Below are 14345 nucleotides of genomic sequence, written 5' to 3'. Positions count from 1 at the left end.
ATACACATGAAAACAGTAGTAGCAAAAACAAAAAACGTATTGGCCGCATTCGATGCCTACCAAATCCTGAATGAAGCCGCCCAGTCTGGCACCCCAGCCATCGGCATGTTCACTGGTATGGCTGGCCTGGGTAAAACCACCGCTGGCAGCTGGCTGTTTGTCCAGGCAGATGGCGTGTTAGTGCGCTGCATGATGTCAGATACCCTGGGCACCTTCCTGGAGCGTCTGGCGCAAGAATTGGGCCTGGATCAACGCCAACGCAAAGCCGATATGCTGCGCTACATCGTGCACGAACTCAGCGTAACCGGTAAGCCGCTGTTTATTGATGAGTGCGACTACATCGCCGAGCGTAAAGACGTACTGGAAACGATCCGCGATATCTACGACCTGGCCAATGTGCCAATCATCCTGATCGGCTACAACCAACTGCCCAAGAAAGTGAAGCGGCTAGAGCAGCTGTACAGCCGGATTTCTCAGCATGTCGAATTCCGCCCTGCAGACCTCGACGACATCGTAACCATGGCCAGCGAACTGGTCACCGATACCGCTATCGATCAAGACCTACTGGCAGAGCTGCTGCAAGCCGCAGCCGGAAACTTCCGGCGCATCCACACCGGCCTGAGTGCGATTGAAGCCTTCGCCCGCTCCAATGGCATGGCTCGCATTAACGCCCATCAGTGGGGTGAACAACCCTTCTTCCCAAGCGTGAAATAAGGGTAGGCAGCAGCGATATGAAGAAAAAAACACTCAGCCAGCGCGCCTGGGAGTGGATTAAAGAGCAGCCAGACTTCGGCAGTGCCGAGCTGGCAGCTCACATGGATGTAAGCCTGAAATCAGCGCAGATGGTGATTGCCCATCTGCAGGACTTAAAGGCCATAGAAACCACCAGCCAAGGTGTAAAGCCAGTAGTTTACCAGGCAGTGCCAGGCGCTAACCCGCACCTGCCAGGCAAAAACACTACCGCAGTGCGGCCCAAAAGCCAGCGCCAACGCATCTGGCAGGCAGCACGGTTCCTGGGCGAATTCACCATTGCAGACATTCAGGCCACCGCAGAGTGCAGCCGTAACAGCATCGAGCGCTATCTGTGCGATTTGGTGCGGTTTGAGTACGTGGTGATTAAACGAGGGCTAAACCGCAAAGCCTCAATGAAAGAGCGCACGGGCCGCCCAGTGCGGTACCGGCTATCGAAAAACACCGGCCACAAATACCCCATTGTGCGGGATAACGGCTTGTATGACCAAAATTTGAAAGTACTGGTGCCGAAGCCAGTACGCATCAGCAAGCAACAGAAGGAACTGAACCATGCAATGGCTTGAACTGCTCAACCAGAAAGTCGATGAACTGGGCCGCCGCAAAGTAGAGGCCGCCCTGGGCATCAGCAAAACCACACTCAGCCAGGTGCTGAACGAGAAATACCCAGGGAACCTGGAAAACATCGCAGCCAAGGTAACCGAGGCCTACAGCACTGAACGGGTGAGCTGCCCGGTATTGGGTGACATTACGGTTCAGCGCTGTGCTACCGAACAAGCCAAGCCATTTGCTGCCACCAACCCACAACGGATCCGGCTATGGAAGGCATGCCAAACATGCCCACTAAACAAGGCGAATAACCCATGAGTGAACTTATCAGTTTTCAGGTAGAGCGTGCCCGCCAATGGCTGGCTCAGCAGGGCTGCAACATCGTCAATGTCCGCCAGGCAAAACGACGCCCGGTCATCAGCATAGACGTTGCCTGCCCAGTTTTGCAGCGCAATGCAACCGTGCTGATTGAAACAAAAAACGGCCAACGCAGCCTTGGCTACACCGCCCGCGTTGGCGATTGCTTAGTCCACTGGCACCAGCCAGCCAATTAAAAAAGGTACCACCATGAACAAAAATACTGACAAAAAAGCTGCTATCCCTGCCGGTTACTGGCAAGACGCCAAAGGCGCATTAATTCCAGAAAAGATGATCCGGCCCATTGACCGGGCGCGTGATGATCTGGTGCGCGAGCTGGTCACAAAAGCCCAGGAGCTAAGCGCCTTGCTGGCTGACTACAAGCGCAGTTCCTTTGCCGATATCGCTGCCTTTATCCAGCTGTCTGCCGAGCAATACAAAGCAAACATAGGCGGCAAGAAAGGCAACGTCACCCTGTACAGCTTTGATGGCAAATACAAAGTCGTGCGCGCTATCAGCGAAACCATCAGCTTTGATGAACGCCTGCAGGCCGCCAAATCATTGATTGATACCTGCCTGCGCGACTGGACAGCCAGCGCCAGCGACGAGCTGAAAGCCATCGTCAAAAGCGCCTTTGATGCAGACAAGCAAGGCAACATCAGTACAGGCCGGGTGCTGGCCCTTCGGCGGCTGGACATCAAAGACGAGCGCTGGCAGCAAGCCATGGCCGCCATCGGTGAAGCCATTCAGGTGATCGGCAGCAAATCCTACATCCGGGTATATGAGCGCATTGGCGATACAGACCAGTACCGCCCCATCCCCTTAGATTTAGCGGCGGTGTCGTTATGAGCTTCCCGGTACCAAGCACAGAGCGCATCCAGCAGGAAATCGCTGTAGCGCTGAGCATCGTTGAACAGTACGGCACCAACCAACCTGGCAGAACCTACGAGCACGGCGTCACAGACGCCCTGCTCTGGGTGCTGGGTGGCCCGGAGCCACAAAGCATTGAGGACGAACAGATGGAATTGAACAGCAAAGAGCGTAAGCGCCTACGGGATTGGGTAGCAGGGAGGATCCAGGCAGAGAAAGTAAGCCACATCCCGTTAATTGATGGCGAGTACGAAAACGAGCGGCTGCTGCTGGTCGCAGGCCAGTCCAGCGAACTGGCAACCATGGTGCGCGACAGATTAGCCACAATGGATGAACACGGTGATCGTCACCATGCCATCTGGCTTGGCAGCTTCACCGAAGACCGGCCACGCACCCAGGTGCAGCTGGTTATCACCCAGGATCCAACCCTGTTTATTGACGAGGACTAAGCCGTGAACAAATCGCAACTCATTCAACAACTGGCCACCGATGCAGGCTTAACCAAAGCCGGTGCAGAGCGGGCTGTAGATAGCCTGCTGAGCATCATCACCCAGCAGCTGCAAAGCAACCACACGGTATCCATTCAGGGCTTTGGCAGTTTCATACCACGCCAGGCGGCAGCCCGCACTGGCAAGCACCCAGTATCCGGCCTGCCAACGCACCAGCCTGCCTGCGTAAAGGCCGTGTTTAAACAGTCGCCGCAACTTAAAGATGCTTTAAACCCATAGCGAAACGCCCAGCAGTTTAGGGCGTCTGCCGGTGGTGGTTCACCGGTACTGATGAGCAGCCGAGGAAGATATGACACAACCAAAATATCAAACGATCCAGTTCGTTGACAAAGGGCAAGATTTTACAGAGTGGGTTATTAGAGACGGTATTGTTGTGGACTGCCAGCCATTTCAATTCACTGTTTGGGTAGGTGGCGAAGCGATAGTGCATAGTGATATGGCGTTCTATAAGCCTAAACACAAGACAAACTTCTTTCCGATGAAACATAAAGTTTTATCTGCTGTATCTACCGATCCTGATTACATCCAAGGCTTTGAAGATGGCTTGAATGGTAAAGATGAGGCTGACCAAGAAATCACAACAGACCAATACACCTTTGGTTACAGGGCAGCTGTGTATGTAGCCGGGAGAGTAAAATGAAAACAGTACATGAAGCGATAGCTGAACGTGGTCTCGAATGGGACGGATTTTTTGAAGCACTTCACTGGAACCAAGCCGAAGGTTACTACTTTGCCAACAAGGACTACTGCCTGAGTGAGTTTGTATGCTGCCAAGATGAATATGAAGCGGTAGCCGATAATCTCAAGCGAGGTGAAACCCAGATAGAAGTAACTGTCTGCCAAGGAATAACGGATGGATTTGGTACAAGAGAAACCTGCAAAAATTGCTCTTATTTTAGGCCGGAATTAAGAGATACCAAACATTACGGTTTAAACCCTGACAATTGCCGTTGGCGAGTTGGCGACTCTTATTTTGTCCAATTTAAAGCAAAAGAAGGTGTCCAATGACAGCCACCAAACCCAACCCACGCCGCTACCTGGTAACAATGATCCACATCGCCCGCACCCAGCTGGCGATGGACATGGACAGCTACCGCGCCAATCTGGCCCACTACGGCAACGGCAAAACCAGCTGCACGGATATGACGATCCCAGAACTGGAAGCCGTGCTGGAGGCCTTTATCAGCCTTGGTTTTAAACCCGTCAAAAAAGCAGGCAACCGCCGATTAAGCCCAAGCACCAAGCAAGGCCCAAAAGACGAACGCAGTGCCATCCGAGCCCTGTGGATCTTCATGCACCGCGCTGGCTTTATTAAAGATGGCAGCGAGAACGCCTTAAACAGCTGGGTACAACGCATGACAGCCGAGGCCAATGGCGGTACCGGCATTGCAGAAGTGCAGTGGCTGCAAGGCGAAGACGCTGCCAAAACCCTAAACAGCTTAAAACGCTGGGCACGTCGTTGCCTGTTCGACGACCTGAAAAAGCGAGGCTACGAGCCGCACCCGCAAGATAGCTACGCCTATTTACTAAAGCGCTGGGAACGCATTAACGGGGCAATGCTATGAAGTTAGGTCGCTGCCCTGTTTGCCACAGCCACCTGCACCTGGATCAACTGGTCGCCGACGAAGCAGGCCGCCAGTTGCTCAGCCAGTTCGCCCGCATGAACTACAAACTGGGCGGCAACATGGTCGCGTATCTGGCTATGTTTCGCCCTGCCAAGCAGGACTTAAGCAACATCAAGGCGCTAACTCTGGTGCAGGAAACGCTGGAACTCACCAGCAACCAGCCAGCCCTGGCCGAAGCGCTGGAACAAGCCGTAGCCAGTTTGCAGCAAAGCCGGGTAAGCGGTACCGGCAAGCAACTGACTAACCACAACTACCTGAAAAAAGTGCTGGCCAGCAAGCTGGAACAAGCACCCAAAACCACGGGCAGCACCATCGAATACCGCAGCCCTAAAAGCAGCTTGAGCAAAGAAGAAGAAAAGCGCCAATGGGCAGAGCAAATGCGACGCTACGGCGTGAAAGTACCGGAGGTACCCCATGACTGAACAACAACTGGATGCCTTTGCAGGCGACGACCTGCAGCAGCTGCTCACCGATCTGGATCAGCTGCAGCCAGAGCAGCGCAACGAAGCAATCAACCGCATACCGGCGCAACTGCAAAGCCTGATTGCCTTGTTTGAATCCGAACTAAAAGCGCACGTTAAGCAGCCGGAAAGCCTGGCACAGCGCCTGGTAATAGAGCTGGCCCATTACCTGGGCGGCATACAAACCTACATCCCAAGAAACGACAGACTGAAAACCATGCTGCGCAACATAGCGATTTACAACGCCCACAACAAAGGGGCCAGCATCCGTAGCCTGGCGGATCAACACCGGCTAACCGACGTGCAGATCTACAACATCATCAAAGAGCAAACCCTGGCAGAGCGCGCCCGCCGCCAGTACAACTTGTTTTAAGGAAAAACCATGTTCGACTTTTTGCTAACCCAAACCCTGCGCCAGAGCGACTTTGAGCAACAAACTGAATTCCTGATCCCCGGCTTCCTGCCCAAAAACATGATCACCCTGGTGTATGCCGATGGCGGCATGGGCAAAAGCTGGCTGGCCTTTGCCGTTGCCAAAGCCTGCAGCGGGCAAAAGGTCATTTACCTGGACTACGACAACCCACTAAACGTCCTGAAAGACCGTGGCGTACAGGAAAAGCTGATAAGCAACCGCAATATCTACTACGTGCAGCGCAGCAAAACCACCATGCAAGCCCCCGAAATGCTGGATGCACTGGATGCAAAAGCCAGCGGCAGCGCCTATGCCAACACCCTGATCCTGGTAGACAGCCTGCGCAACTTCGGTGATGTGATGCACGATGCCCGCGCCATGGCCATCATGGACAAGTTTATGAACCTGCGCGAAGCCGGTGCCACCATCCTGATCCTGTCGCATGCCAACAAAGACGGCAAAAACTACCAGGGCAGCAACAACATTCGCAACAGCGTCGACAATATGTACCGCCTGGCAAAGGTAGACGCCGAAGAAGGCGAAATTGCCTTTGTGCTCACCCCCACCAAAGAGCGGGCCAATATTATGGAATGCGCCTTTAGCGTGCGGGTAGATGATTTTGGCCTGCAAGGCATCGACGTAGAAGCCGCCCGCATGAGCGCCGACGAACTGGACTTTGTAGCCCGCGCCAAAGCCATCATTGCAGAGCAGCCAGGCATCAACAAAAAGGCCCTGCTGCAGCAACTGGGCTTTGAGCAAGACGACAAAACCGCCCGCAATAAGCTGGACCAGGGCGAAGGAAAACACTGGCAAAGCAGCAAAGTCAAAGGCGTCTATACCTACCAGCTGCAGCCAGATCCAATAACTACCAGCGCTACAAGTGCAGCGCATTAAGCGGTTGTAGCGCTTGTAATGGTTGTACCCGGCCCCGTTTAACGGGGCTTTTTATATTGCACTCATTTTAATTTTTGACTAATGTCTACCTGAATTTAACAGGAGGTTGATATGAGCTTTGGAACTATGGTTGTGCTCTTCTTGATTGCGGCAGTTGTAATAGCAATCTTCCAGCTACAGATGACTGCTAAACGCAAAGAAAAAATGGAAAAGCGGTTAAAGATTCAACCGAACTTCAAACCTACCCAGAAAATCATGGCTGAGAATGGCCTGGCAGGCATAGCGATTGATGAAAACAGCAAAAAAATCTGCTTAATCGACAACTCAGGACCGCATGTAACCACCAGAACGTTCTCCTACAAGGATGTATTATCTTGTGAGATTTTCAGTGACGGCGATTCCATTACCAAAACATACCGAACCAGCCAGGCTGGAGGTGCTTTAGTTGGTGGCCTGTTGCTTGGGGGCGTAGGCGCAATCATAGGCGGTCTATCTGGCAGTAAGAAAAACATCGAGAAAGTTAAAACCATTGATTTGAGAATCGTGGTAAACGATACGAACAAGCCAACTCATGATGTCAATCTTATGGATATTGAGACAAAAAAGAACAGCTTCATTCACAAAGCAGCGATGGAAAAAGCCCGGCACTGGCATAGCCTGGTGGCAGTCTTGATCAAGCGAGCGGATGAAGAAGATAAAGTAGCAGAGAACAGCTTAGCCCCCCAGTCAGAGAAGCAAGGTTCTGTGGCAGATGAATTATCAAAACTGCTGGAACTGAAAGAAAAAGGCATTCTGACCGAAGAAGAATTTGCCGCCCAGAAAGTTAAAATACTTTCATAATTAGCAAAACCCTTTAATCCAGCTTCCTTCCGGCCTCACGCGATACTGACAGTACACCCTTACTGTCCGTATCGCAGCCATGCCACATCCAACCACCTTAAACCCATACAGCCATGATTTTCAGCACGCCGTTGCCTTCGTCCTCGCTAAGGAAGGTGGCTATGTTAATCACCCAAAGGATCCGGGCGGGGAAACCAACTTTGGCATTTCCAAGCGGGCCTACCCCCGCGAAGACATTGCCAACCTAACCAAAGAGCGGGCAGCCTTCCTGTACCACCGGGACTACTGGCGGCCTGTCCGTTGCCATGAATTGCCAGGTGGCGTTGCCTTGGCTGTCTTTGATGGTGCCGTGCAGCATGGCACCGGAACGGCCGCCCGGCTGCTGCAAGAAATCCTTGGAGTAAACACCGATGGCATCATAGGCCCTATCAGCCTGCGTGCTGCCAGGCAAGCCGATGCCGAATGGCTCACCGCCCGTTATGTCTTACGCCGTGCCAGGCTCTATGCCCGCATCCAGGCGAAGGATCCAGCACAAAGCGCCTTTATTGAAGGCTGGTTCAACCGGCTGCGCGATCTTACCGATGCCAGCTGGCAATTGGGCTACAGCACTACGAGGGCCGCCTGATGGGCCGCAATTGGGATTGGAGCTTTGCCAAAGGCAAAGAGCGCCGATTGCAAGCAGAGCAGGCTTGCCATACCTCAGGGCAACCTGTTCCGCCCCCGCCATTACACAGCCATGACGGCACCATGCAAAGCATGTTTGAAAACGGCTGGCACAGCGTTACCCCGGTTGAAATTCAGCGGGCTATCAGCCCACCACCCCGCATAGGTGAAGCCCTACGTAACAACCAGCGCCTACGCGACTTACTAAGGATTGCCCCATGAAGTTACTAAGCATCGCCGGTAAAACCGCCAAGGCCATCTTGCTGCACCTGGCCATCAAGTATGCCGCAGAACTGCTGGTTAAAAACGTGATAGCGGCTGCCGAACGGGCAGCTGCTCGTACTGAAACAGATATTGATGATCAGGTAGTCGCCGCGCTCAAGGCCGAGCAGCACGTGATCATCCGGTTAATCAACCAAACCATCAAGGAATAGCCGTGCCGGATATATTCGACCGAGCTGCCGAGTTAGAGCAGCGCCAACGCGATCAGGCGCTTACCGCCGCATTGAATCGCCCTAAAGAACCCCCGCGCCAGGATGAGAATGGCCGCTACTGCATCAGTTGCGGCATTCAGATCCCCGCAGCCAGGCTGGCTATCGTACCCAGTGCTGTTCGTTGTGTCAGTTGCCAGCAGGAGCACGAGTAATGGACTTTATCCGCGAATGGGGTGCTGTGATTTGGGCATTAATCCTCACCGCCTTTAACGTGATCCAGTTGCTGTTGGCCAAAACCTATGCCCGGCGCGAAGCACTGGAGTCCATCACCATGGCCGTGGAAATTTTAGAAAACAAAGTTAACAGCCTGCCCAGCCAGGCAGAGCAACACCGGCTGCAACTGGAAATGTCTGATTTGCGCGGCGAACTGCATGCCCTGCGTGAACAGCTCAAGCCAGTGCACAACCTGGCCAATCTGTTATTAGAAGAACGTTTAAAGAGGTAAGCCAGCATGGCAATGAGCAAAATACTGCAGGAAGACCGGCGACTTGTCATTCTGCGATCCCTGAATGAAATGGGCGGCTATGAAGCCAACGAATCCATTATTAACCAATGCCTGGAAGCCTATGGCCACAGTGTCAGTCGTGACACAGTGCGTGCCGAAATAGCTTGGTTGGACGAACAACAACTGGTCAACCTGCGCGATGTTGCCGGTTATATGGTGGCTAAATTAACGGCACGAGGATCCGACGTAGCCACCGGCAAAGCTAGCGTACCAGGTGTTAAAAAGCCAAGGCCTACGCTATGAGCCTGCACCAAGCCAAAGCAAAAAACCGACGTAGCAAAGTCGAGCTACTGCCTGCCGACATCAAAGCACAGCTAAACGAGATGTTACGCGATGGCCGTATGCAGCAGATTGAAATCGTCGAGGCCATCAACCAGTTGATTGAATCCAAAGGACTGCCTGAAGACCAGCAACTTAGTAAGTCAGGTTTAAATCGCTATGCCAAACGTATGGAAGATATTGGCCAGCGCATACGCCAGGCGCGGGAAGTGGCCGAAGTGTGGACTGCCAAACTGGGCAACGCTCCGGTATCAGACCTTGGCAAGATTCTGCAAGAAGGGATCCGAGCACTGGCCTTTGAAACTCAGATGGACATGGCCGAAGGCAAAATATCTGCCGATCCAAAGTCACTCAACCAAATGGCTTTGCTTTGCCAGCGCATCGAAGCCGCTGCCATGAGTTCGCACAAGCGCGAAAAAGAAATGCGTCAGCTATTTGCCAGTGAAGCTGCAGAAGTGGCAGAGAAAGTTGCAAGTCAACAGGGCCTGACTGCCGAAGGTGTGGCCGCGCTCAAACGGGAAATTCTGGGGATAGCCTGATGAAGCTAAAGCAAACAGTTGCCGCAGCAGTGACTGCTGCCGCACTTGCACTTACCCCCGTCGCTCAGGCTGTGGCCGAGAGTGTGGATCATCATGTTAGCCAGCTAAGCCGTTTCGACCCCAAAGAAGTGCTACTAGGCTACCAAAAAAGCTGGATAGCCGATGAAAGCCCGTTAAAAATTGCCGAGAAAAGCCGTCGTACCGGCCTTACCTGGGCAGAGGCAGCCGATGCCGTACTATGCGCCAGTACCCGTCGCGATAACGGCGGCTGCAACCACTTTTATGTGGGCAGTAACAAGGAAATGGCTCGCGAATTTATCGAAGCCGCCGCTATGTGGGCACGGGTTTTTAATAAAGCTGGCTCAGAAATCCAGGAGGAAATTTTTAACGATGGCGGCAAGGAAGGCAAAGAGATCCTAACCTTTGTCATTCACTTTTCCAGCGGATTCAAAATACAGGCACTCAGCTCTAATCCCAGCAACCTAAGGGGTATGCAAGGGAACGTCACCATAGATGAAGCCGCTTTCCATGAGCGCTTGGCCGAGGTGCTTAAAGCTGCATTGGCACTCACCATGTGGGGCAGTCGGGTTCGTTTAATCAGCACTCATAACGGCATCGACAACCTGTTCAACCAATTGATCCAAGACAGCCGGGCCGGGAAAAAGCGTTATAGCATCCATACCATTACCCTGGATGATGCGTGTCGGGATGGCCTCTATCAGCGCATCTGCCAAATCCGCAAGCTGGAATGGAGCCAGGCCAAAGAAGACGAATGGAAAGCTGGACTACTGAAAGACACTGCCACGGAAGAAGATGCGCTGGAAGAATACTTTTGCGTGCCCAAAGCTGGTAGTGGCTTATACCTCAAACGCACCCTGATTGAACGGGCGATGGTGAAAGACCATTCCATCCCCATTGTACGTTTTACCGCCCCTAAAGATTTTGAGCTGCAAACAGAGCACGAACGCCAACGCATCGTTGACGAGTGGCTAGCGAACAACGTCGCATTTTTAATTGAACAGCTCCCTATCGACTGCCGCCATGTCTTTGGTGAAGACTTCGCGCGCAAGGGCGATTTGTCCGTGTTCGTTCCGCTTACTATTCGCAAAGACCTGACCAAGCGGGTGCCTTTTGTCGTAGAGCTGGCGAATACAACCTATGAGGCCCAACGGCAAATTCTGATGTTTATCCTGGAGCGTTTGCCACGATTCACCGCTGCAGCGTTTGATAGCACAGGTAACGGGGGCTACCTGGCGGAAGCTGCCAGGCTGAAATATGGCAGCGATATGATTGATTGCGTCATGCTCAATCAGCCCTGGTACCGCGAGTGGATGCCCAAACTTAAAGCAGAGTTTGATGATGGCAATCTGGAAATACCTCGCCATCAAGACATTCTGGACGATCTTTGCAAAATCCAACTGAAAAATGGCATACCGCAGATTGAGAAAGGATCTGGGAAAGGTACCGATGGCCAACAGCGACACGGTGACTTTGCAGTTGCCCTGGCAATGGCTATCCGGGCCAGCTGGATGGAAGGCGGTGCAACCGAATTCACTGCCTTGCCTGGCAAAGCAGGCCTGTTTGGCCATGTAGACGAAGACGACGACATCACCCAGTCAGCATCAGGCTGCTGGTAACAGGAACCCACCATGAAAAGCACCATAGTAGACCGTTGGGGCCGCCCCTTTGAAGGCGACCTGGAAACCCCGCAAACCGAAGCCGAAGCACGCCTGGCACAACTGCACCGCCATTTTGGCGGTCATCCAAGTAGCGGTTTAACACCAGCCAAGGCCGCCAACATCTTAAAAGAAGCCGAACAAGGCAATCTGATTGCGCAGTGCGAGCTGGCCGAAGACATGGAAGAGAAAAGCGCCCATATCCAGAGCGAGCTGGGCAAGCGCCGTCTGTCACTGTTGTCCGTGCCCTGGAATATCCTGCCGCCACCCAATGCCAGCGCTGCCGAGAAACGCGACACCGAAATGCTGGAAGAGCTGCTACGCACAGCAGTCTGGCTGCGTGATGCCATCTTTGATGCATCCGACGCCATTCTAAAGGGCTACAGCAATCAGGAACTCACCTGGGAATACATCGAAAAGCAGCATGTCATCACCAGCTGCGAATTTCGGGATCCATCCTGGTTCCAGATTAACCCGGATAAGCGTAATCAGCTGATGCTACGTGATGGCAGCCACAACGGCATGGAACTGCGGCCCTTCGGTTGGCTTAGCCATACCGCCAAAGCCAAAAGTGGTTACCTGGAGCGCCGGGGGCTGGTGCGGGTATTGGTGTGGCCCTTCCTGTTCGCCAACTACTCTGTACGGGATCTGGCCGAGTTCTTAGAAATTTACGGCCTACCAATCCGCCTGGGAAAATACCCGGCTGGGGCCAGCGAACGCGAAAAGCTCACCCTGCTGCGGGCCGTGATGAGCATTGGCCATAACGCCGGAGGCATCATCCCCAAGGGCATGGAAATCGACTTTCAAAATGCGGCAGACGGGCAAAGCGATCCCTTTATGGCCATGATTGCCTGGTGTGAAAAGTCAGTTTCAAAAGCCGTGCTGGGCGGTACCCTGACCACTCAGGCCGACGGTGCCAGCAGCACCAATGCCCTGGGCAACATTCATAACGAAGTGCGCTATGAAATTCGTGATGCAGATTTAGCAGCCCTGGAGCAAACCCTAACCCGCGATATTATCTACCCGCTGTATGCACTGAACGGCAAATCCTTTCGTGATTACCGCCGCCATCCGCGCTTTCAGTTCGACACCAGCGAGGGCGAGGACTACACAAAAATTGCCGATCCGTTGAAAACCCTGGTTAGTGTCGGTGCTCAAATCCCGGTGGCCTGGCTGCACGAAAAAACCAAAATCCCCATGGCCGATGGCAAAGAGCCTGTGCTGCAAATTGCCGAGCGCCTGCCAGGCTTCACCGGCTTAACTGGCATCGCTGCCCTGCGCGGCAATGCCACCGCCGCCTTTGCCGACCAGATGGCGCTGGAGCAAGCCCTGGACAAGCTCAGTACTGGCCAGTTTGATGAGCAAATGCTGGGCTTGCTCAAGCCGGTATTCGATGCGGCTGAACAAGGCCCAGAGGCTATGGCGCAGCAGCTGGAACAACTCTGGCCAGGCATGGACGACAGCCTGCTAACCCAGCGCCTGGCGCAAGTGCTGTTTGTCGGCGAACTCTGGGGCCAGCTCAATGCCAACACCTGATCTGCGCCTGGCCTTCGACATGCCACCGGCTGATGCTGTGGCCTACTTCCGCGCCAAGGGGTACGCCGTATCGGATAACTGGTGGGAGATTTGGCAGCGCGCCCATGCCAGGGCGTTTACCGTAGCCAAAGCCATGCGCATGGATGTGCTGGAGGCGATACGCACCGAAGTGGATAGCGCCCTGGCAAACGGCACCACGGCAAAACAGTTCGTAGATAGCCTGGCACCGAAGCTGCAAAAGCTGGGCTGGTGGGGCAAGCAAACCTGGGTAGACAGCGCCGGTGGCGCTCAGCAAGTGCAACTCGGCAGTGTGTACCGGCTTCGCAACATCTACCGCAACAACCTGCAAACCGCCTACATGGCCGGCCGCTATCGCCGCCAGCTGGCCAATGCAGAAGACCGCCCCTACTGGATGTACGTCGCGGTCATGGATGGCCAAACCCGCCCGGCCCACGCCAATTTAAACGGCAAAGTATTCCGCTATGACGATCCAATCTGGCAACACATCTACCCGCCCAATGGGTGGGGCTGCCGCTGCCGTATCCGGGCTTTGACAGCAGCACAGGTGGAACGCCTGGGGCTGCAGGTAGAGAACGGCGGGCGCTATGTGGAAGACATCACCGCCGAGGCAGGCATCGACCAGCGAACCGGCGAAGTGATCCAGGTAGACCATGTACGGATCCGCCTGCCGGATGGCAGCGTGATGCAGCCCGATGTTGGCTGGGCCTACAACCCTGGTGAAGCCGCTTTTGGCACCGACATGGCCATCGCCAAAAAGCTGGGCTCAGCCCGCAGCATTGAGCTGCGTAGCCAGCTGATCCAGTCCATCAACAACAGCGAATTGCGCCACGCCCAGTTTGCCAGCTGGGCCAGCCAGGCGCTGAGTAAACGCCGGGCAGGCAACACGGTGCAGGCGCTGGGCTTTATGACACCGGCGATAGAGGCCGCTGTTACCGCCCGCCTGGGCAAGGCCCCTACTGCCCTGCTGGCCATCGGCGAAAAGCAACTGTTGCATGCTGACAGCCCAAAGCATCAACGCCGAGAGGTTACACTCAGCCGCCAGGAATACCTGCAGCTGCCAGCCATGCTGGCACAGCCAGAGGCCGTTTTGTGGGATAAATCGCATCAGAACTTGCTGTATGTGTACCCGGCCAGCGGCAACAACAAAGTCAAAGTGGTCATCAACACGGGGTGGAAGCACAAGCGCCAGCAGCCGCTTGATACGGTCATCAACGTCTACAAGGTAGAGGCCTATCACCTGCTGGAAAGTAACTATGAATTACTGGAGGGGAAAGTGGGCAGCTGATGGAGGGAGTCGAACCCACATAAACGATGCAAGCACCGCCGCTTTACCATTAAGAGTACATCAGCTGCAGTACTGAGTAT

General features: G+C 54.0%; 24 protein-coding genes, 1 tRNA gene and 1 other RNA gene. 25 read left to right on the top strand and 1 reads right to left on the bottom strand.

Features of this window, described 5'->3' with window-relative positions; genetic code table 11:
- The first annotated feature begins 6 nt into the window (after positions 1-6).
- The 25 genes from QWF21_RS12485 to QWF21_RS12365 all read left to right on the top strand — a co-directional run bounded on the left by QWF21_RS12485 (position 7) and on the right by QWF21_RS12365 (position 14265).
- Entirely contained in the window at positions 7-714 is a 708-nt protein-coding gene (locus QWF21_RS12485) for an ATP-binding protein (RefSeq protein ID WP_330088383.1), read from the top strand.
- A gap of 17 nt (positions 715-731) precedes the next feature.
- Positions 732-1316, top strand: coding sequence for a hypothetical protein (locus QWF21_RS12480; RefSeq protein WP_330088382.1), 585 nt, complete (start codon positions 732-734; stop codon positions 1314-1316).
- Positions 1303-1617, top strand: coding sequence for a hypothetical protein (locus QWF21_RS12475; protein ID WP_330088381.1), 315 nt, complete (start codon positions 1303-1305; stop codon positions 1615-1617). Before QWF21_RS12480 ends, QWF21_RS12475 begins: the two co-directional genes overlap by 14 nt.
- Positions 1614-1853, top strand: coding sequence for a hypothetical protein (locus QWF21_RS12470; protein WP_330088380.1), 240 nt, complete (start codon positions 1614-1616; stop codon positions 1851-1853). Before QWF21_RS12475 ends, QWF21_RS12470 begins: the two co-directional genes overlap by 4 nt.
- Positions 1854-1866: 13 nt before the next feature.
- Positions 1867-2505 carry a DUF3164 family protein gene (locus QWF21_RS12465; protein ID WP_330088379.1) on the top strand — a complete coding sequence of 213 codons (639 nt, stop codon included), beginning with the start codon at positions 1867-1869 and terminating at the stop codon, positions 2503-2505.
- Positions 2502-2975 carry a hypothetical protein gene (locus tag QWF21_RS12460; protein WP_330088378.1) on the top strand — a complete coding sequence of 158 codons (474 nt, stop codon included), beginning with the start codon at positions 2502-2504 and terminating at the stop codon, positions 2973-2975. Before QWF21_RS12465 ends, QWF21_RS12460 begins: the two co-directional genes overlap by 4 nt.
- 3 nt (positions 2976-2978) lie before the next feature.
- Positions 2979-3254 carry an HU family DNA-binding protein gene (locus tag QWF21_RS12455; RefSeq protein WP_330088377.1) on the top strand — a complete coding sequence of 92 codons (276 nt, stop codon included), beginning with the start codon at positions 2979-2981 and terminating at the stop codon, positions 3252-3254.
- An RNA gene (locus QWF21_RS12450) (hammerhead ribozyme type II) lies at positions 3252-3319 on the top strand. Before QWF21_RS12455 ends, QWF21_RS12450 begins: the two co-directional genes overlap by 3 nt.
- A gap of 5 nt (positions 3320-3324) precedes the next feature.
- Entirely contained in the window at positions 3325-3675 is a 351-nt protein-coding gene (locus QWF21_RS12445) for a hypothetical protein (RefSeq protein ID WP_330088376.1), read from the top strand.
- A complete protein-coding gene (locus tag QWF21_RS12440; protein WP_330088375.1) occupies positions 3672-4043 on the top strand; it encodes a hypothetical protein in 372 nt (123 codons plus the stop codon). The genes QWF21_RS12445 and QWF21_RS12440 overlap by 4 nt, the downstream gene beginning before the upstream one ends.
- On the top strand, positions 4040-4600 hold the full coding sequence (locus QWF21_RS12435; protein WP_330088374.1) for a gp16 family protein: 561 nt from the start codon (positions 4040-4042) through the stop codon (positions 4598-4600). Before QWF21_RS12440 ends, QWF21_RS12435 begins: the two co-directional genes overlap by 4 nt.
- A complete protein-coding gene (locus QWF21_RS12430; protein ID WP_330088373.1) occupies positions 4597-5082 on the top strand; it encodes a hypothetical protein in 486 nt (161 codons plus the stop codon). Before QWF21_RS12435 ends, QWF21_RS12430 begins: the two co-directional genes overlap by 4 nt.
- Positions 5075-5494, top strand: a complete 420-nt coding sequence (locus QWF21_RS12425) for a Mor transcription activator family protein (RefSeq protein ID WP_330088372.1) — start codon at positions 5075-5077, stop codon at positions 5492-5494. Before QWF21_RS12430 ends, QWF21_RS12425 begins: the two co-directional genes overlap by 8 nt.
- Before the next feature lie 9 nt (positions 5495-5503).
- On the top strand, positions 5504-6427 hold the full coding sequence (locus tag QWF21_RS12420) for an AAA family ATPase (RefSeq protein ID WP_330088371.1): 924 nt from the start codon (positions 5504-5506) through the stop codon (positions 6425-6427).
- Between the two features lie 111 nt (positions 6428-6538).
- Positions 6539-7267, top strand: a complete 729-nt coding sequence (locus QWF21_RS12415) for an SHOCT domain-containing protein (protein WP_330088370.1) — start codon at positions 6539-6541, stop codon at positions 7265-7267.
- A 79-nt stretch (positions 7268-7346) separates the two neighbouring features.
- The gene (locus QWF21_RS12410; RefSeq protein WP_330088369.1) at positions 7347-7892 is read left to right on the top strand and encodes a glycoside hydrolase family 108 protein; all 546 of its coding nucleotides are present in this window, start codon (positions 7347-7349) and stop codon (positions 7890-7892) included.
- On the top strand, positions 7892-8152 hold the full coding sequence (locus tag QWF21_RS12405; RefSeq protein WP_330088368.1) for a hypothetical protein: 261 nt from the start codon (positions 7892-7894) through the stop codon (positions 8150-8152). The genes QWF21_RS12410 and QWF21_RS12405 overlap by 1 nt, the downstream gene beginning before the upstream one ends.
- Positions 8149-8364 carry a hypothetical protein gene (locus QWF21_RS12400; protein ID WP_330088367.1) on the top strand — a complete coding sequence of 72 codons (216 nt, stop codon included), beginning with the start codon at positions 8149-8151 and terminating at the stop codon, positions 8362-8364. Before QWF21_RS12405 ends, QWF21_RS12400 begins: the two co-directional genes overlap by 4 nt.
- Positions 8365-8366: 2 nt before the next feature.
- Entirely contained in the window at positions 8367-8576 is a 210-nt protein-coding gene (locus QWF21_RS12395) for a TraR/DksA family transcriptional regulator (protein ID WP_330088366.1), read from the top strand.
- Positions 8576-8869 carry a DUF2730 family protein gene (locus QWF21_RS12390; protein WP_330088365.1) on the top strand — a complete coding sequence of 98 codons (294 nt, stop codon included), beginning with the start codon at positions 8576-8578 and terminating at the stop codon, positions 8867-8869. Before QWF21_RS12395 ends, QWF21_RS12390 begins: the two co-directional genes overlap by 1 nt.
- Before the next feature lie 6 nt (positions 8870-8875).
- Entirely contained in the window at positions 8876-9172 is a 297-nt protein-coding gene (locus QWF21_RS12385) for a VpaChn25_0724 family phage protein (RefSeq protein WP_330088364.1), read from the top strand.
- Positions 9169-9747, top strand: a complete 579-nt coding sequence (locus QWF21_RS12380) for a DUF3486 family protein (RefSeq protein ID WP_330088363.1) — start codon at positions 9169-9171, stop codon at positions 9745-9747. Before QWF21_RS12385 ends, QWF21_RS12380 begins: the two co-directional genes overlap by 4 nt.
- Entirely contained in the window at positions 9747-11384 is a 1638-nt protein-coding gene (locus QWF21_RS12375; RefSeq protein WP_330088362.1) for a hypothetical protein, read from the top strand. Before QWF21_RS12380 ends, QWF21_RS12375 begins: the two co-directional genes overlap by 1 nt.
- Positions 11385-11396: 12 nt before the next feature.
- Positions 11397-12959, top strand: coding sequence for a DUF935 domain-containing protein (locus tag QWF21_RS12370; RefSeq protein ID WP_330088361.1), 1563 nt, complete (start codon positions 11397-11399; stop codon positions 12957-12959).
- Positions 12946-14265, top strand: a complete 1320-nt coding sequence (locus tag QWF21_RS12365; RefSeq protein WP_330088360.1) for a phage head morphogenesis protein — start codon at positions 12946-12948, stop codon at positions 14263-14265. The genes QWF21_RS12370 and QWF21_RS12365 overlap by 14 nt, the downstream gene beginning before the upstream one ends.
- Here the strand turns inward: QWF21_RS12365 and QWF21_RS12360 are convergent.
- Positions 14260-14330 (bottom strand) — tRNA-OTHER (locus QWF21_RS12360). The genes QWF21_RS12365 and QWF21_RS12360 overlap by 6 nt on opposite strands.
- Positions 14331-14345 lie beyond the last annotated feature (15 nt).

It is taken from the genome of Alkalimonas mucilaginosa, assembly GCF_036327005.1.
In the GTDB taxonomy this organism is placed as follows: Bacteria; Pseudomonadota; Gammaproteobacteria; order Enterobacterales; family Alteromonadaceae; genus Alkalimonas; species Alkalimonas mucilaginosa.
This window is presented reverse-complemented; position numbering and strand designations above follow the sequence as displayed.